Origin of the sequence: Gordonia sp. NPDC058843 (genome assembly GCF_042743165.1) — a bacterium.
In the GTDB taxonomy this organism is placed as follows: domain Bacteria; phylum Actinomycetota; class Actinomycetes; order Mycobacteriales; family Mycobacteriaceae; genus Gordonia.
Genome location: NZ_JBHYNC010000001.1, coordinates 190,590 through 214,716, shown reverse-complemented (window position 1 = coordinate 214,716; position 24,127 = coordinate 190,590). Strand labels below are relative to the sequence as shown.

At 69.4% G+C, this 24,127-nt stretch carries 20 protein-coding genes; 14 read left to right on the top strand and 6 right to left on the bottom strand.

Going from position 1 to position 24,127, the window contains the following annotated elements:
- Nucleotides 1–8: 8 nt before the first annotated feature.
- Nucleotides 9–1,406 (bottom strand): mycothione reductase, encoded by a 1,398-nt coding sequence (gene mtr, locus ACFW3F_RS01010; RefSeq protein ID WP_388053410.1) that lies wholly within the window; start codon nucleotides 1,404–1,406, stop codon nucleotides 9–11.
- The gene (locus tag ACFW3F_RS01005) at nucleotides 1,403–2,431 is read right to left on the bottom strand and encodes an alpha/beta hydrolase (protein ID WP_388053408.1); all 1,029 of its coding nucleotides are present in this window, start codon (nucleotides 2,429–2,431) and stop codon (nucleotides 1,403–1,405) included. Before ACFW3F_RS01005 ends, mtr begins: the two co-directional genes overlap by 4 nt.
- A 197-nt stretch (nucleotides 2,432–2,628) precedes the next feature.
- On the opposite strand from ACFW3F_RS01005, the gene mqo reads away from it, so the two are divergent.
- Genes mqo through ACFW3F_RS00975 form a run of 6 tightly spaced genes read left to right on the top strand, consistent with a single transcriptional unit; the run spans nucleotide 2,629 to nucleotide 10,437 of the window.
- Nucleotides 2,629–4,155 (top strand): malate dehydrogenase (quinone), encoded by a 1,527-nt coding sequence (gene mqo, locus ACFW3F_RS01000; protein WP_388053406.1) that lies wholly within the window; start codon nucleotides 2,629–2,631, stop codon nucleotides 4,153–4,155.
- 47 nt (nucleotides 4,156–4,202) lie between these two features.
- Complete coding sequence (locus ACFW3F_RS00995; protein ID WP_388053404.1) at nucleotides 4,203–4,697, top strand: GNAT family N-acetyltransferase; 495 nt, start codon at nucleotides 4,203–4,205, stop codon at nucleotides 4,695–4,697.
- The gene (locus ACFW3F_RS00990; protein WP_388053402.1) at nucleotides 4,694–6,685 is read left to right on the top strand and encodes a VWA domain-containing protein; all 1,992 of its coding nucleotides are present in this window, start codon (nucleotides 4,694–4,696) and stop codon (nucleotides 6,683–6,685) included. The genes ACFW3F_RS00995 and ACFW3F_RS00990 overlap by 4 nt, the downstream gene beginning before the upstream one ends.
- Before the next feature lie 58 nt (nucleotides 6,686–6,743).
- Entirely contained in the window at nucleotides 6,744–7,361 is a 618-nt protein-coding gene (cobO, locus tag ACFW3F_RS00985) for a cob(I)yrinic acid a,c-diamide adenosyltransferase (RefSeq protein ID WP_388053400.1), read from the top strand.
- Nucleotides 7,355–8,824: a cobyrinate a,c-diamide synthase gene (locus tag ACFW3F_RS00980; RefSeq protein WP_388053398.1), complete on the top strand. Its 1,470-nt coding sequence runs from the start codon at nucleotides 7,355–7,357 to the stop codon at nucleotides 8,822–8,824. The genes cobO and ACFW3F_RS00980 overlap by 7 nt, the downstream gene beginning before the upstream one ends.
- The gene (locus ACFW3F_RS00975) at nucleotides 8,824–10,437 is read left to right on the top strand and encodes a GAF domain-containing protein (protein ID WP_388053396.1); all 1,614 of its coding nucleotides are present in this window, start codon (nucleotides 8,824–8,826) and stop codon (nucleotides 10,435–10,437) included. The genes ACFW3F_RS00980 and ACFW3F_RS00975 overlap by 1 nt, the downstream gene beginning before the upstream one ends.
- A 12-nt stretch (nucleotides 10,438–10,449) precedes the next feature.
- On the opposite strand, the gene ACFW3F_RS00970 is transcribed toward ACFW3F_RS00975, so the two are convergent.
- Nucleotides 10,450–11,133: a response regulator gene (locus ACFW3F_RS00970; RefSeq protein WP_388053394.1), complete on the bottom strand. Its 684-nt coding sequence runs from the start codon at nucleotides 11,131–11,133 to the stop codon at nucleotides 10,450–10,452.
- A 142-nt stretch (nucleotides 11,134–11,275) separates the two neighbouring features.
- Between ACFW3F_RS00970 and ACFW3F_RS00965 the strand changes: the two genes are divergently transcribed.
- The 3 genes from ACFW3F_RS00965 (at nucleotide 11,276) to ACFW3F_RS00955 (ending at nucleotide 15,310) form a co-directional block, all read left to right on the top strand.
- Nucleotides 11,276–12,283, top strand: coding sequence for an acyl-ACP desaturase (locus ACFW3F_RS00965; protein WP_388053392.1), 1,008 nt, complete (start codon nucleotides 11,276–11,278; stop codon nucleotides 12,281–12,283).
- Nucleotides 12,284–12,370: 87 nt separating this feature from the next.
- A complete protein-coding gene (cobA, locus tag ACFW3F_RS00960) occupies nucleotides 12,371–13,660 on the top strand; it encodes a uroporphyrinogen-III C-methyltransferase (RefSeq protein WP_388053390.1) in 1,290 nt (429 codons plus the stop codon).
- A gap of 99 nt (nucleotides 13,661–13,759) precedes the next feature.
- Nucleotides 13,760–15,310, top strand: a complete 1,551-nt coding sequence (locus ACFW3F_RS00955) for a DHA2 family efflux MFS transporter permease subunit (protein ID WP_388053388.1) — start codon at nucleotides 13,760–13,762, stop codon at nucleotides 15,308–15,310.
- Between the two features lie 76 nt (nucleotides 15,311–15,386).
- Here the strand turns inward: ACFW3F_RS00955 and yaaA are convergent, their stop codons facing one another.
- Nucleotides 15,387–16,169 (bottom strand): peroxide stress protein YaaA, encoded by a 783-nt coding sequence (gene yaaA, locus ACFW3F_RS00950; RefSeq protein WP_388053386.1) that lies wholly within the window; start codon nucleotides 16,167–16,169, stop codon nucleotides 15,387–15,389.
- On the opposite strand from yaaA, the gene ACFW3F_RS00945 reads away from it, so the two are divergent.
- Entirely contained in the window at nucleotides 16,168–17,898 is a 1,731-nt protein-coding gene (locus ACFW3F_RS00945; protein WP_388053682.1) for a proline--tRNA ligase, read from the top strand. The genes yaaA and ACFW3F_RS00945 overlap by 2 nt on opposite strands.
- 6 nt (nucleotides 17,899–17,904) lie before the next feature.
- Here the strand turns inward: ACFW3F_RS00945 and ACFW3F_RS00940 are convergent, their stop codons facing one another.
- Both ACFW3F_RS00940 and ACFW3F_RS00935 read right to left on the bottom strand, forming a co-directional pair.
- Nucleotides 17,905–18,405, bottom strand: a complete 501-nt coding sequence (locus tag ACFW3F_RS00940) for a ferritin-like domain-containing protein (RefSeq protein ID WP_388053384.1) — start codon at nucleotides 18,403–18,405, stop codon at nucleotides 17,905–17,907.
- Nucleotides 18,402–18,965, bottom strand: coding sequence for a hypothetical protein (locus ACFW3F_RS00935; protein WP_388053382.1), 564 nt, complete (start codon nucleotides 18,963–18,965; stop codon nucleotides 18,402–18,404). The genes ACFW3F_RS00940 and ACFW3F_RS00935 overlap by 4 nt, the downstream gene beginning before the upstream one ends.
- A 96-nt stretch (nucleotides 18,966–19,061) precedes the next feature.
- On the opposite strand from ACFW3F_RS00935, the gene rimP reads away from it, so the two are divergent.
- From rimP to infB, 4 genes are all read left to right on the top strand, one after another.
- Nucleotides 19,062–19,658 (top strand): ribosome maturation factor RimP, encoded by a 597-nt coding sequence (rimP, locus tag ACFW3F_RS00930; RefSeq protein WP_388053380.1) that lies wholly within the window; start codon nucleotides 19,062–19,064, stop codon nucleotides 19,656–19,658.
- Nucleotides 19,659–19,687: 29 nt separating this feature from the next.
- Nucleotides 19,688–20,698, top strand: coding sequence for a transcription termination factor NusA (gene nusA, locus ACFW3F_RS00925; protein WP_388053378.1), 1,011 nt, complete (start codon nucleotides 19,688–19,690; stop codon nucleotides 20,696–20,698).
- 103 nt (nucleotides 20,699–20,801) lie between these two features.
- Nucleotides 20,802–21,086 (top strand): YlxR family protein, encoded by a 285-nt coding sequence (locus ACFW3F_RS00920; protein ID WP_388053376.1) that lies wholly within the window; start codon nucleotides 20,802–20,804, stop codon nucleotides 21,084–21,086.
- Nucleotides 21,087–21,185: 99 nt separating this feature from the next.
- Entirely contained in the window at nucleotides 21,186–24,047 is a 2,862-nt protein-coding gene (gene infB / locus ACFW3F_RS00915) for a translation initiation factor IF-2 (protein WP_388053374.1), read from the top strand.
- Nucleotides 24,048–24,127 lie beyond the last annotated feature (80 nt).

The following is a 24,127-nucleotide window of genomic DNA, read 5'->3' as shown; positions in this document are numbered from 1 at the left end:
CGCGCCCGTCAGATCTCCAGTCCGAGCAGCGCGTTCTCGAGGACTTCGGGCATCGCCGGGTGAATCCAGTACTGTCCGCGGGCCAGCTCGTGTGCGGTCTGTCCGAAGTGCATCGCCTGGATGACCGGCTGGATGACGGTGGGTGCCTGCGGTCCGATGAGATGAGCGCCCAGCAGCCTGCCGGTACCGCGTTCGGCGATCAGCTTGCAGAATCCGGTGGTGTCCTCCATGGCCCAGCCGTAGGCGACGTCGCCGTAGGCCTGCACCTTGACGGCGATGTCGAGGCCGGCGTCGCGGGCCTCGACCTCGGTCAGGCCCACTGAGGCGATCTGGGGATGGGTGAAGACCGCAGCCGGGACGTACCGATGGTCGAAAGAGTCGAGATCGGTTGCGTCCCAGCCTTTCAGCAGGTTGGCCTGGACGACCCGCTGCTCGTGGTTGGCGACGTGTTTGAGCTGGTAGGGGGAGCTGACGTCGCCGAGCGTCCAGACGCCGCGAGCGGCGGTGCGACCGTGGGGGTCACAGCGCACGCGGCCTTCGTCGTCGAGTTCGATGCCGACGGAGTCGAGGTTGAGCCGGTCGCCGTTCGGTTGGCGGCCGGTCGCGACGAGAAGTACGTCCGCCTCGAGCGTCGTGCCGTCGGAAAGTTCCACCCGCACACCGCCATCGGGCAGATCCTCGGCACCGGTGATCGTGGTCTGCAGCCGTACGTCCCACTTGTCTCGGGCCACCTGGGTGAACCGGTTGGAGATGTCGGCATCCTGTCGGCGCAGCAGCGCCGGTCCACGCGCGATGATCGACACATGTGAGCCCAGTGCGCCGAAGACATGTGCGAATTCGGCGGCGATGTAACCGCTTCCGGCGATGATCAGGCGTTCGGGCAACTCGGCCAGGCGCATGACGTCGTTGTTGGTGTAATAGGTGACGCCCGAGTCGGCGATGACCTGGGGGATCACCGCGCGCGAGCCGGCGGCCAGCACCACCTCGGTGGCGAGGACCGTGTCACCGTCCCGCGTGACCAGGCGATACCGGCCGTCGTCGTCGCGACCGTCGAACTCGACATGGGAGTCGTACACGGTGATGTTCTCGCAACGGTCGACGCGATATTCCTTGCCGCCCTGCGACAGTGGATCGATGCGGCCGAACACGCGTCCGACGATCCCCGGCCAGTCGACGGAGTCCACCTTGGCGTGCACGCCCAGACGCGCGCCGTGGGTGGCGATCTCGGCCACCTCGGAGGCGTAGACGAACATCTTGGTCGGGATACAGCCCACGTTGAGGCAGGTGCCGCCGTAGACGCCCTCCTCGAAGATCGCGAGCGTCTTGTCCGCGAACCGGTCGTCGGGGATGGAATTGCCGCTCCCGGAGCCGATGATGGCCAGGTCGACGACCTGCGTGGCGGTCATAGGGGATTCTCGCTTTCGGTTGAGAGGACGGTGGCCAGCCAGTGGTCGACCTCGCGATAGGCGTGCTCACGAGCGTGCGCGACGGACAGGAAGACGTCGTGTCGGGCATCGGGGATGGGTACCGCGGTCACCCGGCCGCCGAGGCTGCCGCTCCAGCGCGCGATGTGGGTGACGTCGAGGACGGCATCGGCGTGATCGGTGGACGCGGAGTAGGTCCTGGCGAAATGTGTTTTGTCCGAGCGCAACACGAGGGCGGGGACGCCGACGTCGATGCCGTGGTGCAGACGGCGCTGGCCGGTGCGCACCGCGTCGAGGAAACCGAACGTGACCGGGAATCCGCCCAGCGGCTTCGCCGACAGGTCGTAGTTCCACTCGCCGTGGGCGCTGTCGTGCAGGCTCTCGCCGTAGGCCTGCGAGAGTTCCTTCGGGATCACCCTGGTCGGTGCGACGGCGGCCACCGCCTTGATGACCATGGTGACGGGCAGTGTGCGCAGCACCGCATCGCCCTGCAGATCGAACCAGGGCGAGTTCAGCAGCAGTCCGTCGATCGCGGCGTGTGTGGCCGGGTCGTGCCGGCGCAGCCGGTCGAGCCAGAGCGCGGTGACGAGGCCACCGGTCGAGTGGCCGGCCACCACGACCCGGCAGTCGGCCCCGACCTCGTCGAGGATGATCTGCAGCGACGCGGTGAGTTCCTCGTCGTACACCGAGAGGTCGGTGGTGAAGTGCGGCGTGTGGTGCGACTGCCGGGATCGCCCACATTTGCGCAGGTCCACGGCATAGAACGCGTAACCGCGGTCGACGAAGAAGTCCGCGAGCGGTTCGTGGAAGAAGTAGTCGGTGAAGCCGTGGACGTAGAGCACCGCACCGCGTGCGGGCGACGTCTCGGCACGGCGCACGAGGGTCGCGGTGACCGGTGACTCGCCGTCGGGGTCGGGTCCCAGCGGGAGCACGCGCTGCCGGTAATCGTCGAGGAATCGGTCGGGCCGCCAGTCGGCGGCTGCGGAGGCGCTCACGGCAGCCAGCATAGTGACAGGTCACCGACTGCCCGGGTGTCGTGCAGCACACAGTTGCGCAGGTCGATTCTCCCGGGGAACGTGCCATGCTGGACAATGGCCGTTGAGAAAGATCGGGCGAGAAGTGCCCGGTCGAGAAGTTGCCATCCGGGACGACGTGCCGCGCCGAACACAGGTCACAGTGTCCCACCAGGTGAAGTGGAGTCCAGGTGTCGAAAACGGAGATCACGACCGACGTCGCGTTGGTGGGTGCGGGAATCATGAGCGCCACCCTGGGAGCGCTGCTCCGGCAGCTGCAGCCCGACTGGTCGATCAGCCTGTTCGAGCAGCTCGACGCGGCCGCCGCGGAGAGCAGCGATCCGTGGAACAACGCCGGCACCGGGCATTCGGCGCTGTGCGAGCTCAACTACACGCCGAAGACCGCCGACGGTGACGTCAACATCGACAAGGCGATCACCATCAACGAGCAGTTCCAGGTGTCGCGCCAGTTCTGGGCCCACGCGGTCGACAACGGCATCCTCGGCGACCCGTCGGAGTTCATCAACCCCATTCCGCACGTCGCGTTCACCCATGGCACCGAAGGCCACGAGTACCTCCGTAAGCGCTACGACAACCTGGCCACCCAGACCCTGTTCGAGGGCATGGAGTTCGTCGATGATCCGGCCGAGTTCACCGCGCGACTGCCGCTGATGTCCGCAGGACGCGACTTCGACGACCAGGTCGCGCTGAACTGGTTCGACCAGGGCACCGACGTCGACTTCGGAGCGCTCACCCAGCAGCTCCTGAACTACGTCGCCCAGGGCGCCGACATCTATTTCGGACATTCGGTCACCAACCTGTCCAAGCAGTCCGACGGCAGCTGGATCGTGAAGGTCCGCAACGGGCGCACCGGACAGAAGCTGTCCGTGCACGCGAAGTTCGTGTTCGTCGGTGCCGGCGGTGGCGCCCTGCACCTGCTGCAGAAGTCGGGCATCAAAGAGGCCAAGGGCTTCGGTGGATTCCCCGTGTCCGGCGAGTTCTTCCGCTGCACGAACCCCGATCTCGTCGCCGAGCACCAAGCGAAGGTCTACGGACAGGCCGCCGTCGGTGCACCCCCGATGTCGGTGCCCCACCTCGACACCCGCGTCATCAACCACAAGCCGGGCCTGCTGTTCGGTCCGTACGCCGGGTGGTCGCCCAAGTTCCTGAAGAGCGGCAAGATCACCGATCTGCCCGCGTCGATCAAGCCGGGCAACCTGCTCCCGATGGTGTCGATCGCGCCGAAGGAGTTCGGCCTGCTCAAGTACCTCATCAGCGAACTCGCGGCCGGCCCTGCCGACCGGGTGAAGACGCTGTCGGAGTTCGTCCCCCGCGCCCTCGGTTCCGACTGGGAGCTCATCACCGCCGGACAGCGCGTGCAGGTCATCCGCAAGACCGGCGTCGGCGGGCAGCTCGAGTTCGGCACCGCGGTCGTGGCGGCCGGTGACGGCACCATCGCCGGCCTCCTGGGTGCGTCTCCGGGCGCGTCGACGGCCGTTCCGGCGATGATCTCGGTGCTCGAGCAGTGCTTCCCGAAGGAGTACGAGGGCTGGTCGTCGAAGCTCTCCGGGATCATCCCGTCCTTCGGTGAGAAGCTGAACGGCAACCGTGACCTGTACCGCCAGGTCTGGGACTGGACGAACAAATCCCTACAGCTGACCGAGCGCAACCAGACGCCCGCCGAGACCGGTGAGCTCGCGCCGGCCACCGCGGGCTGACCTGCCGCGAGGTGAAGTCCGGCCGCGTTGTGTGCTAACCACGACACATGATCTCCGAACCGCGGGTGCATCGCGCCCAGGCCGATGACATCGACGCAGCGACCCTGTATCGGATCCTGCGTCTGCGGGTCGAGGTCTTCGTCGTCGAGCAGGCGTGTCCCTACCCCGAGCTCGACGGGCGCGATCTGGAACCGACCACCCGCCTGTTCTGGATCAGCGACGGCTCCGCGCCCGACGGGGACGGGGACGTCGAGGCGGGCGTGGTGCCGGCCACCCTGCGACTCCTCGAAGAGCCGCAGACCGACGGTCGACAGGTGTTCCGGATCGGCCGGGTCTGCACCGAGCGGAACCATCGGGGCCGCGGTCTCGTGGCGATGCTCATGACGGCCGCACTCGACGAGGTCGGCGAGCGTCCGTGCCGGATCGAGGCGCAGGCCTACCTCACCGAGATGTATGCGAATTTCGGCTTCGCCCGCGACGGCGACGAGTACCTAGAGGACGGGATCCCCCACGTGTCGATGCTCCGCGCCGGACCGCGATGACCGCCGTCGGTGAATTCCCGGCCCTCGCCGATCTGTCCGACGTGCGCTATCCCTTCAGTGCCGTCGTCGGTCAGGAGCAGCTGAAGCTGGCGCTGATCCTCTCGGCCATCTCACCGGGCATCGGTGGTGTCCTGATCCGTGGGGAGAAGGGGACCGCGAAGTCGACGATCGTGCGTGGACTGGGTCCGTTGCTCACTGCCCCGGGCGCGGGCGACGAGACCGCCGGTCGCGTCGTGGAACTTCCCATCGGAGCGACCGAGGACCGGGTCATCGGCTCACTCGACCTCACCTCGGTGCTGCGGGACGGCCGTGCGGAGTTCACTCCGGGTCTGCTTGCCCGGGCGCACCACGGGGTGTTGTACATCGACGAGGTGAATCTCCTCGCCGACCACCTCGTGGACGTGCTGCTCGATGCGGCGGCGAGCGGACGGGTCACGATCGAACGTGATGGTGTGTCACATACCCAGGCAGCCGATTTCGTTCTCGTCGGGACCATGAATCCGGAAGAGGGGGAGCTGCGCCCGCAGTTGCTCGACCGGTTCGGGCTCGCCGTCGACGTGGCAGCCGGTCGCGAGGTCGACGAACGCGTCGAGGTGGTGCGCAGGCGGATGGCCTACGACGCCGACCCGGAGTCGTTCGTCGCCGCCCATGCCGACGCCGAACACGAACTCACGCAACGCATCGCGACCGCGCGGGCCGCCGTGGGCGACGTCGTACTCCCGGACCGGGAGCTACGCCGGATCGCCGGGATCTGCGCGCATCTCGACGTCGACGGACTCCGCGGCGACATCGTGGTGGCGCGGACCGCACTCGCCCATGCCGCCTGGCGCTCGGCCACGGTCGTCGAGGACGTCGATGTGCGGGCGGCGGTCGAGCTCGCCCTGCCACACCGCCGGCGCCGCAACCCCTTCGACGAGTCGGGGCTCAGCCAGGATCAGCTCGACGAGGCGATGTCCGCGGGCGATGACGCGGCCGGACCCGAGGCGCCCGACGACGACCCGGGACCACCCGAGACCCCGCCGCCCGGCGGTGGCGAAGAGCCCCCCGGATCGTCGGCACCCGACACCGGCACGACGCCCGAGGCGGACGCCGAGCCCGATGCGGCGCCCGAGACCGGCGACGCCGACATCTCACAGAACGCACCCGGGCCCGCGTTCGGCTCCGCGCCGGCGCCGACCGGTCGTCGGCTCCGGACGCTGCGAGTCGACGGACTCGGCGACGGGGACCCGGGCCGGCGCTCCAAGGCGCGTAGTCGCCGCGGACACACCACCCACGCCGTCGACTTCGATGCCGAGCGTCCGGTCCACCTGTTCGGCACCGTGCTCGCCGCCGCCGGCCGGGCCGCACGCCGGGACGACGGGCCGGGCAGCCTGCGGATCGCGGCGCCGGACCTGCGGTCGGCCCAGCGGGTCGGCCAGGAGTCGAACCTGGTCGTCTTCGTGGTCGATCTCAGCGGTTCGATGACTGCCCGCCGTCGTCTGGCCGCGGTGTCCGAGCTGTGCGTGGAGATGCTGCGCGACTCCTACACCCGCCGCGACCGCGTTGCGGTGGTCGTCGCCCGGGGATCCGCCGCGACGCTCGCGGTGCCACCCACGAAATCGGTCGAGATCGCGGTGCGGCGGCTCGAAGAGATCCGTACCGGTGGCCGGACGCCGCTGGGCGAAGGTCTGCAACTCGCCGCCGATGTGGTGCAGCGGTGCCGCCGCGCGGAGCCCGACCGGCGGCCACTGCTGGTGGTGCTCACCGACGGCCGGGCCACCTCCGGTCGCGACACGACCGGCCGAAGCGCGATGGCACGAGCGCGCGCGGCCGCGGACGGGATCCGGCGTCGAGGCATCGGGTCCGTGGTCGTCGACTGTGAGCAGGGCATGGTGCGGCTCGGACTCGCCGGCGACCTCGCTGCTCACCTCGGTGCGAGCCTTATCCCCATGGACGAACTGTCGGCCACCGCGCTCACCGGACCGGCACCCGCCCGCGGGGCGGCCTGAGTCACCGGCCCGCCGGCCCATACCGATCCGCCGGCCCGAACCGATTAGGAGAAGTCGAGTGCCCCAGGGAGTTCCGGTCAGCATTCCCGATGACGGGTTGACGACGCGACAGCGCCGCAACCAGCCCGTCCTCGCGGTGCACACCGGCGACGGCAAGGGCAAGTCGACCGCTGCCTTCGGCATGGCGATGCGCGCGTGGAACGCGGGCATGCGGGTGGCGGTGTTCCAGTTCGTCAAGAGCGCGAAATGGAAGGTCGGGGAGGAGTCGACGATGCTCGCCCTCGACCGGCTGCACGCCGAGACCGGCGCCGGCGGTCCGGTGGAATGGCACAAGATGGGTCAGGGCTGGTCGTGGTTGCGCGCCAACTCCGACCACGACGACGACCACGCCGCGGCCGCGCAGGCCGGGTGGGCCGAGATCGCCCGCCGCCTCGACGCCGGCGAGCACGACTTCTACGTCCTGGACGAGTTCACCTACCCGCTGCACTGGGGATGGGTCGACACCGCGGAGGTCGTCGAGACCCTCGCCCGCCGTCCCGGCCGCCAGCACGTGGTCATCACCGGGCGACGCGCGCCCCAGGAACTCGTCGACGCCGCCGACCTCGTCACCGAGATGCGCAAGATCGCCCACCCGATGGATGCCGGTCGCAAGGGACAGAAGGGGATCGAATGGTGAGTTCCGCCGGGCACTCTCGCGCGCATTCGACGCCTGCCGTCGTGATCGCCGCACCCTCGTCGGGTAGCGGGAAGACGACCGTGACCACCGGGCTCATCGGCGCACTGCGGGCGGCCGGACATCGGGTGGCGCCGTTCAAGGTCGGACCCGACTACATCGATCCCGGCTACCACGCCGTCGCCGCCGGACGGCCCGGACGCAACCTCGACCCGAACCTGGTGGGCGCCGATCGCGTCGCACCGCTGTTCGCCCACGGGGCGGCCGGCGCCGACATCGCGGTCGTCGAGGGCGTGATGGGACTGTTCGACGGCCGGATCCTCGATCACGACGACGACACGGGTGCCGGCCGGCTCGGCGTCGGTTCCACCGCGCACGTCGCGTCGATCATCGGGGCGCCGGTGATCCTCGTCGTCGATGCCGCAGGCCACAGCCAGTCACTGGCCGCGGTCCTGCACGGGTTCCTGTCCTATGACCCCTCGGTCTCGATCGCGGGCGTCATCCTCAACAGGGTCGGTTCACCTCGCCACGAGATGGTGCTGAGACAGGCCGCCGCACGGGTGGGGCTGCCGGTCCTCGGCGCGCTGCGCCGTCACCCGTCCCTGACCGTGCCCTCCCGTCACCTGGGGCTGATCCCGGCCGCCGAGCGCAATGCCGACGCGGTCGCGGCCGTGGACGCGATGACCGCACACCTGCGCGGTGCCCTCGACCTGCCGGCCATCGTGGCCGCCGCCCGCGGACGGTCGGTCCCCGACGCGACGGCCTGGTCGGCATCGGAAGCCGTTGCGCCCCATCGGTCCGCCATGTCGAAAGGTTCACCGGTGATCGCGGTCGCCGGGGGAGCGGCGTTCACCTTCGGTTACACCGAGCACGCCGAGATGCTGACGGCCGCGGGCGCGCGCGTCGTCGTTTTCGACCCGCTCGCGGACCGGTTGCCCGCGGACGCAGCCGGCGTCGTGATCGGGGGCGGCTTCCCGGAAGAACATGCCGAGGCGCTCGCCGCCAACGACCTACTGCGCGCCGACCTCCGTGCGCACGCCGCGGCGGGTCGTCCGATCCACGCCGAATGTGCCGGCCTGCTGTATCTGTGCGCCCAGCTCGACGGGCACCCGATGAGCGGCGTCCTCGACATCGCCGGACACTTCGGTCCGACCTTGACCCTCGGCTATCGCGATGCCGTCGCCGTGAGCGACTCGGTCCTGTTCCGGACCGGCGAGCGGGTGACGGGCCACGAGTTCCACCGCAGCGGGGTCAGCGACGGCGCGCTCGCGCCGGCCTGGGCGTGGCGGGATCCGGCGGGGCGGGCGTCGACACACGGGGTCACCACGGCATCGGTCCATGCTTCTTACCTGCATCTGCATCCGGCAGCGATTCCAGAGGCGCTGTGCCGCTTCGTGTCCCGGGCCGCCGACATGGGGCGAGTGCAGTCGCACGAGCCCGCAGGCGACATCGCCGGAGCGTCCTGATGCTCGCGCACCGGCTCCGCGAGACCCTGGACGCTCTCGCCGATCACGGTGCCGACGACCCGGCTCTGCTGCGAGAACTGCTGGAAGCGGTCCTCGTCGTCGGTCAGGGCGTCGAACTCGACCGGGCGCTGCAGCGCATCGTGGAGGTCGCGGCGGGCCTGGTGGACGCCCAGTACGGCGCGCTCGGCGTGCGCGGCCCGGACGGTGGCCTGAGTGAGTTCGTGCACATCGGCATCACCGACGCCCAGCGCGCCACCATGGGGCATCTGCCGGTCGGACGCGGAGTCCTGGGCCTGCTCATCGACGACCCCCGCCTGCACCGCATCCACGATCTCGGCGCCCACCCGACCTCGGTCGGGTTCCCGCCCAACCACCCGCCCATGCACACGTTTCTCGGTGCGCCGATCATGGTGCGCGGGGAGGTCTTCGGCAGTCTCTATCTGACCGAGAAGCGGTCCGCGGAGGATTTCTCCGAGGTCGACGAGACCGTCGTCGCGGTCCTCGCGGTCGCGGCCGGTATCGCCGTCGACAACGCGGGCCTCTTCGAACGCGCCCGCACGCGACACCGCTGGATGCAGGTCCTCGCCCGGCGCGGATCGGAGCCGCTGGCCGGAATCGCGCTGTCGGACACCATGTCCCGCATGTGCACAGATGTCGCCGACCTGGTCGGCGCCGTCGATGTCTATCTGTTCACCGAACTGGCGGGGCAGGTGGAACTGCGCGGGCACACCGGCGAGCCGGTGCAGATCGACACCTTCATCGCCCCGGACGCCACGGCGCTGCGGGTCCAGCGCTCCGGCCAGATCGCCGAGCCGCTCGTCCGTCACGGCGCCCGCTGGACGTCGGTCCAACCCCTACAGCGCGCGTCGGGCGCCTTCGGGTGGATGCTCATCACCCACCGCAACCGCCCGTACTGGGACGACGAGGAGATCGCCGGGCTCGCCGGTGTCGCCGAGGTCGCCTCACTGGCAGTCGTCTACGCCGAACAGCAGCAGATCGCCCGCGATCTCGAGGTGCTCGAGGACCGGCATCGAATCGCCCGCGACCTGCACGACCACGTCATCCAGCGACTCTTCGCGGTGGGCATGTCGGTGCAGACGCTGCTCGCCGGGAGCACCGATCCGGCCGCCGCGACCGCGCGCCTCGAGCAGATCATGACCGACCTGGACCGCACCATCGCCCAGATCCGCACCTCGATCTTCGACCTGCAGACGGCTTACGGGTCCGACGCCGATCCGACACTGCGGCGGCGAGTGCTCGACATCGTCTCCGAGCTGTCCGGGCACGCGACGATCACCCCGAGCGTGGAATTCGCCGGCCCGGTCGACACGGTGGTCCCCGACTCCCTCGGGCCGCACATCGACGCGGTCCTGCGGGAAGGGTTGAGCAACGCGCTCCGGCACGCGCGGGCCCAGCACATCGAGGTCTCGGTCACCGCCGACGACGTGCTGACGGTCGAGATCAGCGACGACGGGATCGGCATCGGTGCCGACGTGACCTATCGCGGACTGGAGAACCTGACCCGCCGGGCCGAGGAGTGCGACGGGACGTTCAGCGTCTTCACCCGCACGGGCGGGACGACGCTGACCTGGTCGGTACCGCTGCTGGGCTGATCGGCTCTGAGCTCAGTCCTTGCCGTCGCGGAGCTTGGTCGCCATCACCGCGACCTGCGTGCGGCGCTGCATGTCGAGCTTGCCCAGGATGCGGGAGACGTAGTTCTTGATCGTCTTCTCCGCCAAGAACATCCGCTCCGCGATCTGCCGATTGGTGAGCCCCTCGCCGACGAGGGCGAACACCTCACGCTCCTGATGGGTCAGCTCGGCGAGCGGATCCTTCTCGGTCTGCTTGCCATCGCGCAGCTTGGCGAGCAGAGCCGCCGTGGACCGGTCGTCGAGCAGTGAACCACCCCGGCCGACGGTCCGGACCGCGGCGACGAGGTTGTGTCCGAGGATCTGTTTGAGGACGAAACCCGAGGCGCCGGCCAGGACGGCGGCGAGCAGCGCGTCGTCGTCGGCGTAACTGGTCAGCATCAGGCACTTGATCGTGGGTTCGGCGGCCCGGACGTCCCGGCACAGTTCGACGCCGTTGCCATCGGGCAACCGGACGTCGAGGACTGCGACATCGGGTTTGGTCGCCAGGATGCCGACGAGGGCCTCGCCGACCGATGCCGCCTCGCCCACGACCTCGATGTCGCCGGCAGTCCCGAGGAGGTCCCGCAGGCCGCGCCGGACGAGTTCGTGGTCGTCGACGAGGTAGGCGCGTACCGGGGTCGGATCGGTGCTGCCGGAATCCGTCGTGACAGGGGCCATGGGTCTGAAAGTACCGGATGCGCGACGACGCCGACTCGCGACGTCGGACCCCATACAGGCGGGACTTTTGCCTCACGAGCAACGCATGTCCCGTCGCGCAGAGTGGACGGTACGAACCCCGAGCCCGCGACCAGGAGAGCACGTGACAACCCTCATCGGACCCCCCGACGCCGAACTCGGCAACCCCGGCATGACCGGCTCGGACCTGCTGCGTGAACTGCTGCCCGTGTGTGAGACCGAGGTCGGACGACATATGAAGATGACCCGGGACTGGCACCCGCACGATTACGTGCCCTGGGACGACGGCCGCAACTTCGCGGCACTCGGCGGACATGACTGGGATCCGTCGCACTCCCGGCTCTCCGACGTCGCCAAGGCCGCGATGATCACCAACCTGCTCACCGAGGACAACCTGCCGTCGTATCACCGGGTGATCGCCGACAACTTCACCCTCGACGACGCCTGGGGCTGGTGGGTGGGCCGCTGGACCGCCGAGGAGAACCGCCACTCGATCGTGATGCGCGACTACCTGGTGGTGACGCGGGGCGTCGACCCGGTCGAACTCGAAGAGATCCGCATGGCGCACATGACGTCCGGATTCAACCCGCTGCCCGACGACGACGGGCAGCGTGACCACAGTTTCGACATGCTGTTCGCCGTTGCCTACGTCAGCTTCCAGGAACTCGCCACCCGGGTGTCGCACCGCAACACCGGAAAGGCGTGCGGTGACCCCATCGCCGACCGCATGCTGCAGCGGGTCGCGGCCGACGAGAACCTGCACATGCTCTTCTACCGCAACATCGTCGCCGGGGCCCTCGACCTCGTCCCCGACCAGACCATGGCCGCCATCCACGCGATCGTGACGAACTTCCAGATGCCCGGCGCGACCATGCCGAACTTTCGCCGCAACGCCGTGCTGATCGCCAAAGGCGGCATCTACGATCTGCCGCAACACATGTCGGACGTCGTCATGCCGGTCCTGCGCAAGTGGCGCATCTTCGAACGCGACGACTTCGGGCCGATCGGCGAGCACTACCGAGAGCTCCTCGCGGAGTTCCTGGAACAGATGGACATCAAGGTGCGCAAGTTCGAGGAGTCGCGAGAACGAGCGCTCGCCCGGCAGCGTGCACGTGAGTTGAGGGAACAGTGACTGTCCCGGCTGCGGACGTGTGGGCGCACATCCGCCGGACGGGTGAGTTGCCGCTCTAGATCAGCGGTCCCGGTAGTGTCAGCTCCCATGTCCGAGCCTGACTCCGCCCTGTCGAATGTACCGGGGTCGAATGTCCCGGGGCCCCCGAACGTCCCTGGGCCTGACGCCTTCCCCTCCGGCGAGGGGCACTACCTGGTCGGCCTCGACCTCCGCGGACGGAAGGTCGTCGTGGTGGGCGGCGGGTCCGTCGCGCAGCGGCGGCTGCCCAATCTCGTCGCGGCGGGTGCCGACGTCCACGTCGTCGCTCTCGACCCCACGCCCGCCGTCGAATCCTTTGCCGGCATCACCGTGACCCAGCGCCGCTACGTCGACGGGGATCTGGAAGGCGCCTGGTACGCCATGGCCTGCACCGACGATCCCGACGTCAACGAGGCGGTGGTCGCCGAGGCCGAGCGCAGGCACACATTCTGCGTGCGCGCCGACGACGCCCGCCACGGCACCGCGGTCACCCCGGCGTCCGGCCGGCACCGCGACGTCCAGTTCGGTGTCCTCGCCGGTGGCGACCACAAACTGTCGGCCGCACTCCGGGCCGCGATGAGCCGGGCGCTGGCCGAGGGATCGCTGAGCGTCGACGACGCCGCCCCGCACGCCGCCGGCGTCGCCCTGGTCGGAGGCGGCCCGGGTGATCCCGACCTCATCACCGTCCGTGGCCAACGGCTCCTCGCCGAGGCCGACGTGGTGGTCGCCGACCGGCTCGCTCCGCCCGAACTGCTCGCCGAGCTCGGCCCGCAGGTCGAGATCATCGACGCCGCGAAGGTGCCCTACGGCCGTGCGATGAAGCAGGAGGCCATCAACGACGTCCTGGTCGAGAAGGCCAAAGAGGGCAAGTTCGTCGTCCGCCTCAAGGGCGGCGACCCCTACGTCTACGGGCGGGGCTTCGAGGAACTCCAGGCCTGCGTGGCCGCGGGCGTCCCGGTGACGGTGGTCCCGGGGATCAGCAGCTCGATCGCAGCCCCCGCCTCGGCGGGCATCCCGGTCACGCATCGCGGCGTCACCCACGAGATCGTGATCGCCTCCGGTCACGTCCCACCCGGTCACCCCGACTCGCTCATCGACTGGTCGGCGATGGGGAAACTCCGGGGCACCCTCGTCCTGATGATGGCCGTCGAACGCGTCGACGTCTTCGCCGACGCACTGCTCGACGGTGGCCGCCGACCCGACACCCCGGTCGCGATGATCGAGAACGGGTCGTTGCCGACCCAGCGTCTCCTACGCACCGATCTGGCGCATGCCGGCGAGGTCGCCGACGCCGAAGGGCTGCGTCCGCCCGCGATCGTGGTCATCGGCGACGTGGCCGCGTTCACCGAAGGAGCCTGACCAGATCTCAGCTGACCGGATCTCACCTGACCGGATCTCAGCCGACCGAACCAACGGGGATTGGCATGTCCCCGAGGTCGGCCGGTACGGTCGTTCTTTATGTCGACTCCCGGATCTGCGAACACCGGAACCGTGAACACTGGATCCGTGAACGGTGAGCAGTTCCGTCCGGTCTTCGGTCTACCGATCCTGGTGCTGTCCGGGATGCAGCTGCTCGTCGTGCTCGACGGCACCGTCGCCGCGCTGGCGCTCCCGAGTATCCGGGACTCGCTGTCGCTGTCGGAATCCAGCGCCAACTGGGTCATCAGCAGCTACGTCCTGGCCTTCGGCGGGCTCATGCTCCTCGGTGGCCGGCTCGGCGACACCTTCGGCCGCAAGCGGATGTTCATCATCGGCGTCGTGGCGTTCACCCTCACCTCGCTGCTCTGCGGCCTGGCGTGGAACGAGGCGAGTCTGCTCGCCGGCCGAGCCCTCCAGGGCGCCTCGGCGGCGATCGCGGCGCCCACGGCGATGGCTCTGGTCGCGACCACCTTCGCGCCCGGTAAACCCCGCAGCCAGGCCTTCGCGGTCTATGCAGCCATGACGGGCGTGGGGTCGGTGGCCGGATTGATCCTGGGCGGCGTGTTGACCGAGCTGTCCTGGCGTCTGGTCTTCCTCATCAACGTGCCGATCGGTCTGGTCGTCGTCGTCGGGGCGTTCGTGGCATTGCGCGAATCCCAGGGCGAACGGTTGCCTCTCGACGTCCCGGGGGCGGTCCTCGGCACTCTCGGTGCGACGCTGCTGGTCCTCGCCGTCAATGAGGGGCCCAACGGATGGGGAGAGCCGATCGTGGTTGGTTCCTTCATCCTCGGTGCCCTGGCCCTCGCCGCGTTCGTCGTCGTCGAACGTCGCGCCCGCAACCCGTTGCTGCCGTTCTCGCTCTTCGACAACAGCTCCCGCGTCGCTGCACTGCTCGCCATCTTGCTGGCCAGCATGATCATGATGTGCATGGCGGTGTTCATCTCGCTGTACCTGCAGGGCATCCTGCAGTATTCGCCGATCCAGAGCGGGCTCGCGGTCGTACCGTTCGCGTTCGGTCTGGGCATCGCGGCGGCCATCGCGTCGAAGCTGGCGCTGATGATCCAGCCGCGATGGCTCGTCCTGGTCGGCGGTGCGGTCATCCTCGTCGGCTGCCTCTACGCATCGTCGATCGCGACGGACTCACCGGACTACTTCCCGAGCATCTTCATCCCGGTCGTCGTCATCGGCTTCGGCGTGGGCCTGGCGGTCATCCCGCTGACCCTGTCCGTGGTGGCCGGGGTCGGCACCACCGAGATCGGCCCGCTGACCGCACTGGCCCAGGTCGCGCAGAACCTCGGCGGGGCTGTCGGCCTGGTCGTCGTCGGCGCCATGGTGACCTCGCGTGCGTTGTCGAAGGGCGGTACCACCGCCCCGGTGGAGACCATGAATCCCACCCAGCTCGCCGCCCAGGCCGAGGGTTACGGTCTGGCCTTCGCCGCCTGCGCGGGCATCGCCGTCCTCGCCGCGATCGTCGTGCTGTTCATGCGGTTCACGCCCGAGCAGGTCGCCGAGGGCCAAGCCGCCCAGGAGGCAGCCGACGCCGGCGTCGACGCCGAGACGAGCACCCAGGGGCCCGACGCCCAGCGATGAGTTGTGGCCGCCGGCACGGTCGGTCCCGACCGGCGCGTCTCACGGGTGACACCGCGCCGCGGATGGTGGCCTGGGGTCAGTCGGTCAGTACGACGATCCGGTCGGGTGCCTCGATCTCGACCCGTTGCCCGGCGTCGGAGAGGACCGCGGCCACGCCGTCGATGTCGCGGACGGTGCGCCGCGTGCGGACCAGTTCACGCGCCATCAGACCCTTGTAGTGCTTGTTGAAGTGGCTCACCACTTTGCGCGAGCCGTCCGGCTGTTCGGTCATGACAGTCGCCGTCACCGCGTCCCGGACCGGTCCGAGCTGGTGGTAGACCCCTGACCGCAGGTCCACGACGAAGTCGTCGACCGCGTCGAGTGCGGGGGACAGGTCCGGCTTCCACAGGGCCGCGAGCGTGGCCATGCCGGGCAACTTGGAGCCGCCGGAGAGTCGGTATGCGGGAATCGGATCGGGTGCCCGCACCACGCCGAACAAGGCCGAGCCGATCGCCAGCCGGTCGGCCGCTTTCGCCTTCCCGGCCCGGGTGAGCGACCGGTGGTCGAGGGCGTCGTAGAGGACGCCGGTGTAGCGCTCGATCGCCGGCCTGGTGGGGGACAGCCAGAGGTCGGCGTTGCGGTCGATCTCGTCGAGCTGTGTGGCGCCGAGCCCGAGTGCGGTGCGGCTGGCGTCGAGGTCGGCCGAGAGCGCCACGAGCGCCTCGGCGAGCTGCTTGCGGATCGGGTTCAGCTCGGGAAACGACAGCGTGTCGAGATCCAGGGGAGCCCCGCGTCCGCCGTCGGATTTTGTCTCTGAGGGAGGCAGGATGACGAGCACCGCAACACCATAACTAAGCTGGTTGGTCGTGATCACACGCATGTCGACCCTGTTCCTGCGGACCCTGCGCGACGACCCCGCCGACGCCGAGGTCCCCAGCCACAAGCTGCTGGTCAGAGCCGGTTACGTCCGCCGGGTCGCGCCCGGCGTGTACTCCTGGCTGCCGCTGGGTCTGCGCGTACTCAAGGCGATCGAGAACGTCGTCCGCGAGGAGATGAACGCCATCGGCGGCCAGGAGATCCTGCTGCCGGCCCTGCTGCCGCGCGAGCCCTACGACACCACCAACCGCTGGACCGAATACGGTGACGCGCTCTTCCGCCTCAAGGACCGCAAGGGTGCTGACATGCTCCTCGGCCCGACGCACGAGGAGCTGTTCGCGACCCTGGTCAAGGGTGAGTACTCGTCCTACAAGGACATGCCGGTCATCCTCTACCAGATCCAGACCAAGTACCGCGACGAGGAGCGGCCGCGAGCGGGCATCCTGCGTGGCCGCGAGTTCGTGATGAAGGACGCCTACTCCTTCGACCTCGACGACGACGGGCTCAAGACCGCCTACAACGCACACCGCGAGGCCTACCAGAAGATCTTCGAGCGGTTGCGGATCGAGTACGTGATCGTCGCCGCCACGTCGGGCGCCATGGGGGGCAGCGCCTCCGAGGAGTTCCTGGCCGAGTCCACGGTCGGCGAGGACACGTTCGTGCGCTGCGTCGAGTCGGGATACGCCGCCAACGTCGAGGCGGTCATCACCCGGGCCCCCGATCCGCTGCCCTACGACGACCTGCCCGCGGCGGTCGCCCACGACACACCCGGTACCCCCACGATCGACACCCTGGTCGAGTGGGCGAACGCCACGCTCGACGGGCAGTTCGGCGGCGCCGACACACTCAAGAACGTGCTGGTCAAACTCCGTGCACCGGGCGGAGATTGGGAAATCACCGGCATCGGCATCCCCGGCGACCGCGAGGTCGACTTCAAGCGTCTCGAGGCCTCCGTGGAGCCGGCCGAGGTGGAACTCCTCACCGACGCCGACTTCGCTGCGAATCCGTTCCTGGTGAAGGGTTACATCGGACCGAAGGCACTGGCCGAGAACGGAATCCGCTACCTCGTCGATCCGCGTGTGGTCGAGGGGACCTCCTGGATCACCGGTGCCGACCAGCCGGGCCGACACTACGTCGGCCTCGTCGCGGGTCGCGACTTCACGCCCGACGGAACCGTCGAGGCGGCCGAGGTCCGGGACGGCGATCCCTCGCCCGACGGCGCCGGACCCCTGGTGAGCGCCAAGGGCATCGAGATCGGGCACATCTTCCAGCTCGGTCAGAAGTACACCGACGCCTTCGAGGTCGACGTCCTCGGCGAGAACGGCAAACCGGTCCGGCTCACGCAGGGCTCCTACGGCGTGGGGGTGTCGCGTCTGGTCGCGGTCATCGCCGAGCAGTCCCACGACGACAAGGGGCTGCGCTGGCCGAAGTCCGTGGCGCCGTTCGCCGTTCATCTCGTGATCGCCAACAAGGACGAGGCTGCCGTCGCGGGTGCCGAACAGCTCGCCGCCGACCTCGACGCGGCCGGTCTCGAGGTGCTCCTCGACGACCGGAAGGCGTCACCCGGTGTGAAATTCAAGGACGCCGAACTCCTCGGCATGCCGACCGTCGTGGTCGTCGGCCGCGGATATGCCAACGGCACCATCGAGATCCGCGATCGCTTCACCGGCGAGGCCACCGAGGTCGCGGTCGACGCCGCGGTGGACGCGGTGGTCGATGCAGCGCGCGCCTGATCAGGGTCAGCCGTCGGCGGGTGACCCCGGGAACGCCACGGTGACCGGGCTCTCTTGCAGCACCACCCGCCACCGGGCGGCGCGCACCGCGCTCTCGGACAGCCCGTCGACGCCGATCCGCCGTCCGGTCTCGTCGCCGGCCTGCTCCAGCAGCGCGCGATAGGCGTTCGTGCAGTCGATCTCGGCGCTGAGCGCGGCGCGGGCAGCCGTCGCCGGGTCGGTGACCTCGACGGGAAGCGTGTAGCCGGCGGCGGCCGGCGGCGGAGTGTTCCCCGCGGCCTCGATGGCCCGCTCGATCTCGTCGCGTCGGGCCCGGTGTGCGGCTGCGTAGTCGGCGACGGTGCGCCGTCGTGAGGCGGCGACGAACGCGGTGATGACGCCGTAGGTGAAGACGGCGGCGTTCTCCACCCCGGCGGCGACGACGAGTGGGTCGTCGGGGTCGGCCTGCTGCCCGGAGGACTTCGACACCGGCGTGTTCGGCGACGTCGTGTTCAGTGGTGAGGTCATGCCAGTTGCACCTCTCGCATCGATGTGACCGCGGCGGCGACGGAACCCGTCACACCCGAGGCGTACCCGCCGGCGGTGAGCGCGACGCCGCGGGCCTGCCCGGCGGCGGAGTCGAGATCGGTGCGCAATCGTGCCAGCGAGGGCGCGGCCGGTGGGGCGCCGGTGGGCGAGGTCGAGGCAGTCCCCGGTGTGGTCGGACGATCGAGGGTCGCCGCGACCTCCTGATCGAGCCGGATGATCTCCTCACGCAGTGCGCGCGCGTGCTGGGCGCGCTGATCGGCGACGACACCGAGCGCGGTCGCGTACGCGGGCTCGACGGACACCAGGGCGCGTGCGGTGCTCTCGTCGGCGCGTGCCGACCGCACCAGGGGCACGAGGGTTTCGGCGAGGAGGGTCTCCGGGGAGGGCGACGAATCGCACCCGGTCAGTCCGACACCGGCCGCTGTGGCGCCGACGACGGCGGCGCCCGCGAGGAGTCCGCCACGCAACGCCGTGCGCCTGTCGATCGGGTACCGCACGGTCCGTCGCTCGATCGGGGGCATGCTCACCCGGGACATCATGCCAGCAGTTCTCGACTCGCTCGATCCACTACGATGTTCGGAGCAACGTCGTGCGACACCCGGCACGGCCCGACAACTGAAGACGAGGGGAGTGGCATGCCGATCAGCCCGACGCACGTGAGCGAACTCGTCGAAAAGCTTGTCGCCGAACGGGGATTCGATCTCGAGGACGTCACGGTGCGTAGTCGTGACGGCCAGGAGGAGCTGTCGATCGTGGTCGACCGCGACGGCGGCGGCGACCTCGACGTACTCGCCGGACTCAGCAACGACATCTCCGAGGTCCTCGACGCCACACCCGCCTTCGCCGATCTCGCCTACGTCCTCGAGGTGACCTCGCGCGGCGTCGAGAGTCCGCTGACCCTGCCCCGACACTGGCGCCGCAACACCGGTCGACGAGTGGTCGTCGAGATCGACGGTGAGACCGCGTCGCAGTCGCGCACGGTCACCGGACGCATCGGCAGGCTGCTCGACGATCCGTCGCCCGCGGTCGAGGTGGTCGTGAACCACAAGGGCCGGATCGCCGTGGAGACCGTCGACCTCGGCTCGGTGACCGAGGCCGTCGTGCAGGTGGACTTCTCCCAGCCGAGCGTCCGCGAACTGGAACTCTGCGGACTCGAACCGGACGAGATCGAAGCCCGCCGCGCGCCCGCCACGGCACGACAGGTGAACACGACAAATGAACCCGACAAATGAACCTGACAAATGAATAGGAGACCGACGACATGAACATCGACATCGCCGCCCTGCGCATGATCGAAGCGGACAAGGGCATCTCGATCGAGACCGTCATCACCGCGATCGAGACCGCGTTGCTGACCGCCTACCGGCACACCGACGGATTCGCGCCGCATGCCCGCGTCGACGTCAACCGCAAATCCGGTGCCGTCCGGGTGATGGCGCAGGAGGTCGACCAGGACGGGAACGTCGTCCACGAGTGGGACGACACGCCCGAGGGATTCGGCCGCATCGCGGCGACGACGGCACGGCAGGTCATCCTCCAGCGCCTGCGCGACGCCGAGAACGAGAAGAACTTCGGCGACCTCGTCGCCCACGAGGGTGAGATCGTCGGCGGCGTCGTGCAGCAGGACTCGCGTGCCAACGCCCGCGGGATGGTCGTCGTCCAGATCGGCAGCGACGCCAACTCGACCGAGGGGATCATCCCGCCCGCCGAGCAGGTGCCCGGCGAGGTCTACACCCACGGCGACCGGATCAAGTGCTACGTGGTCGGCGTCAGCCGCGGACCGCGCGGACCGCAGATCACCCTCTCCCGCACGCACCCGAACCTGGTGCGCAAGCTGTTCTCGCTCGAGGTGCCCGAGATCGAGGACGGGAGCGTCGAGATCGTCGCCGTGGCACGCGAGGCCGGACACCGGTCGAAGATCGCCGTGCACACCGGGGTCTCCGGGCTCAACGCGAAGGGTGCGTGCATCGGGCCGATGGGCCAGCGCGTGCGCAACGTGATGAGCGAACTCGCGGGCGAGAAGATCGACATCATCGACTACGACACCGACCCCGCGGCCTTCGTCGGGAATGCCCTGTCACCCGCGAAGGTTGTCTCGGTCACGGTTGTCGACGCCGAGCTCAAGGCCGCACGGGTCGTCGTGCCGGACTACCAGCTCTCGCTGGCCATCGGCAAGGAAGGGCAGAACGCCCGACTCGCGGCCCGGTTGACGGGGTGGCGGATCGACATCCGGTCCGACGCCGCACCGGTGGCCGAGGCCGGGCAGGAGTGACGTCCGCGGCGGCCGATTGTCCTCGACGCGCCCGCTCGCGCTAGACTGATCGATGGTTCAGCGATCCGCCCCTCGGTCGCCGGTCGGAGGCACACCCATCCGGATGTGCATCGGCTGTCGGCAGCGGGCAGAGGCCGGCGAGTTGGTCCGTGTCGTCGCGCAGCTGCGCGGTGACACCCCGACGGTCGTGGTCGATCCCGCGAAGACCATGCCGGGGCGAGGCGCGTGGCTGCACGCGCGGGCGGAGTGCATCTCCACCGCGACGCGACGCCGGGCCTTCGTCACGGCACTCCGGACCCCCGGTCTGACCGTGGACCCGGACGATCTCACCGAACAGCTCGGCGCGATCACCCACCAGAGGAAGGCTCCCCGGAGCCGGAACAGGTAGCAGAAGACATGAGCACACCGTGAAGTCACGATGAGCATGTACCGGACTTAAATCGAGGCCGTAGCGGGTGAGCCGCTTGGCCTCCAAGTGAGGAGAGCAGTGGCAGGCAAAGCCCGCGTGCACGAACTGGCCAAGGAACTCGGCGTCACCAGCAAACAGGTGCTCGAGCGACTCAAAGAACAAGGCGAGTTCGTCAAATCGGCGTCGTCGACGGTAGAGGCCCCCGTGGCCCGTCGACTGCGTGAATCATTCCCCGGCAAGGACGGGGGAGCCAAGGACTCCAAGTCGTCCCCGGCTCCCGGCCCACGCCAGAGCGCCAAGCCCGGACCGAAGCCGTCCGGCAGCAGCACCGCACCGAAGCCCGGTGCAACCACGACTCCGGCGGAACCCGCCGCCGACCGTCCGAGCCCCGGTCCGCGTACCAGCGGCCCGAAGCCGGGCGCACCCAAGCCCGCTCCCGCGCCGGTGGAGACCCCGGCGCCGACGCCCGCCCCCGCGGCGGAACGTCCCAGCCCGGCGCCCGCACCCGCGGCGCCTGCCCCGCAGGCCCCGGCCGCGTCGGCAGCACCTGCTGCCCCGACGTCGAGCCCGGGACCCCGTCCCGGCCCGAAGCCGGGTCCGCGCACTCCGCGGGTGGGTAACAACCCGTATTCGTCGGCACCGGCGCCCGCGCCCCGTCCGGCCGCCCGACCCGGTCCGGGTCAGGCAGGTCCGCGTCCCGGTGGCGGTCGTCCCGGCCCCGCCGGCCAGGGTGGTCCCCGCCCCGGTGGCGGTCGTCCCGCTCCCGGCCAGGGCGGTCCCCGTCCCAATCCCGGCAACATGCCCCCGCGTCCGAGCCCCGGCGCCATGCCGTCTCGCGCGGCCCGTCCTGACGCCCGCCCAGGTGGTCGTGGCGGCGCCGGCGGCGGCCGTGGTGGTCCCGGCGGCGGTGGCGGTGGTTACCGCGGCGGTGGCGGCGGAACCGGTGCGCCGGGAGGTCCTCCCGGTGGTGGCTTCCGCGGTCGTCCCGGCGGCGGTGGCGGTGGCGGCCGTGGCCGCGGCGGCGCTGCAGGCGCCTTCGGTCGTCCCGGTGGTGCACCGCGTCGTGGTCGCAAGTCGAAGCGGGCAAAACGCGCCGAGTACGAGAACATGCAGGCACCGGCCGTCGGTGGCGTCCGGCTGCCCCGCGGCAACGGCGAGACCATCCGTCTCGCCCGTGGTGCGTCGCTGTCCGACTTCGCCGACAAGATCGACGCCAACCCGGCATCGCTCGTCCAGGCGCTGTTCAACCTCGGCGAGATGGTGACCGCGACCGAGTCGGTCAACGACGAGACGCTCGAGCTGCTCGGCTCGGAGATGAACTACCGCGTGCAGGTGGTCAGCCCCGAGGACGAGGATCGCGAGCTCCTCGACAGCTTCGACCTCACCTATGGCGAGGACGAGGGCGGCGAGGAAGACCTCGAACAGCGTCCGCCGGTGGTCACCGTCATGGGCCACGTCGATCACGGTAAGACCCGACTGCTCGACACGATCCGCAAGGCCAACGTCCGTGAGGGCGAGGCCGGCGGCATCACGCAGCACATCGGTGCCTACCAGGTGAACACCCACCTCAACGGTGAGGATCGCCTGATCACGTTCATCGACACCCCGGGTCACGAAGCGTTCACCGCCATGCGTGCCCGTGGTGCCAAGGCCACCGACATCGCGATCCTCGTGGTCGCTGCCGACGACGGCGTCATGCCGCAGACGGTGGAAGCGGTCAACCACGCCCAGGCGGCCGACGTGCCGATCGTGGTCGCGGTGAACAAGATCGACAAGGAAGGCGCCGACCCGCAGAAGATCCGCGGGCAGCTGACCGAATACGGTCTGATTCCCGAGGAGTACGGCGGCGACGCCATGTTCGTCGACATCTCGGCCAAGCAGGGCGAGAACATCGACGCGCTGCTCGAGGCCGTACTGCTCACCGCGGATGCGTCGCTCGACCTGCGCGCCAACCCGGACATGGACGCCCAGGGTGTCGCCATCGAGGCGCACCTCGACCGCGGTCGTGGCCCGGTGGCGACCGTGCTGGTCCAGCGCGGCACGCTGAAGGTCGGCGACTCGATCGTCGCCGGCGACGCCTACGGACGTGTCCGTCGCATGGTCGACGAGCACGGCGACGACGTGCCCGAGGCGCTGCCGTCGCGTCCGGTCCAGGTCATCGGTTTCACCTCGGTCCCCGGTGCAGGCGACAACCTGCTCGTGGTCGAGGAAGACCGTATCGCCCGGCAGATCGCCGACCGGCGTAATGCGCGCAAGCGCAACGCGCTGGCCGCACGCAGCCGCAAGCGGATCAGCCTGGAAGACCTGGATTCGGCGCTCAAGGAGACCAGCCAGCTCAACCTCATCCTCAAGGGTGACAACTCGGGTACGGTCGAGGCCCTCGAAGAGGCCCTGCTGAACATCGAGATGGGCGACGAGGTCTCGCTGCGGATCATCGACCGCGGTGTCGGTGGCGTCACCGAGACCAACGTCAACCTGGCGGCCGCCTCGGATGCGATCATCATCGGCTTCAACGTCCGCGCGGAGGGCAAGGCCACCGAGCTGGCCAACCGCGAAGGCGTCGACATCCGGTACTACTCGGTGATCTACCAGGCCATCGACGAGATCGAGAGCGCGCTCAAGGGCATGCTCAAGCCGATCTACGAAGAGGTGGAACTCGGCCGCGCCGAGATCCGCGCGATCTTCAAGTCGTCGAAGATCGGCAACATCGCCGGTTGTCTCGTGCAGTCGGGCATCATGCGGCGTAACGCCAAGGCCCGTCTGCTCCGCGACAACGTCGTGGTCGCCGAGAACCTCACCGTCTCCTCGCTCAAGCGGGAGAAGGACGATGCCACCGAGGTTCGCGAAGGCTACGAATGTGGTCTCACGCTGACCTACTCGGACATCAAGGTGGACGACGTGATCGAGACCTACGAGTTGCGGGAGAAGCCGCGCGACTGATCGGCGGCGACTGACACCCGTACGACATCTCGACAGCTGTGGTGGGGGGCCCCCCCAAAACCGGCCGGGCCGCCCCCCCC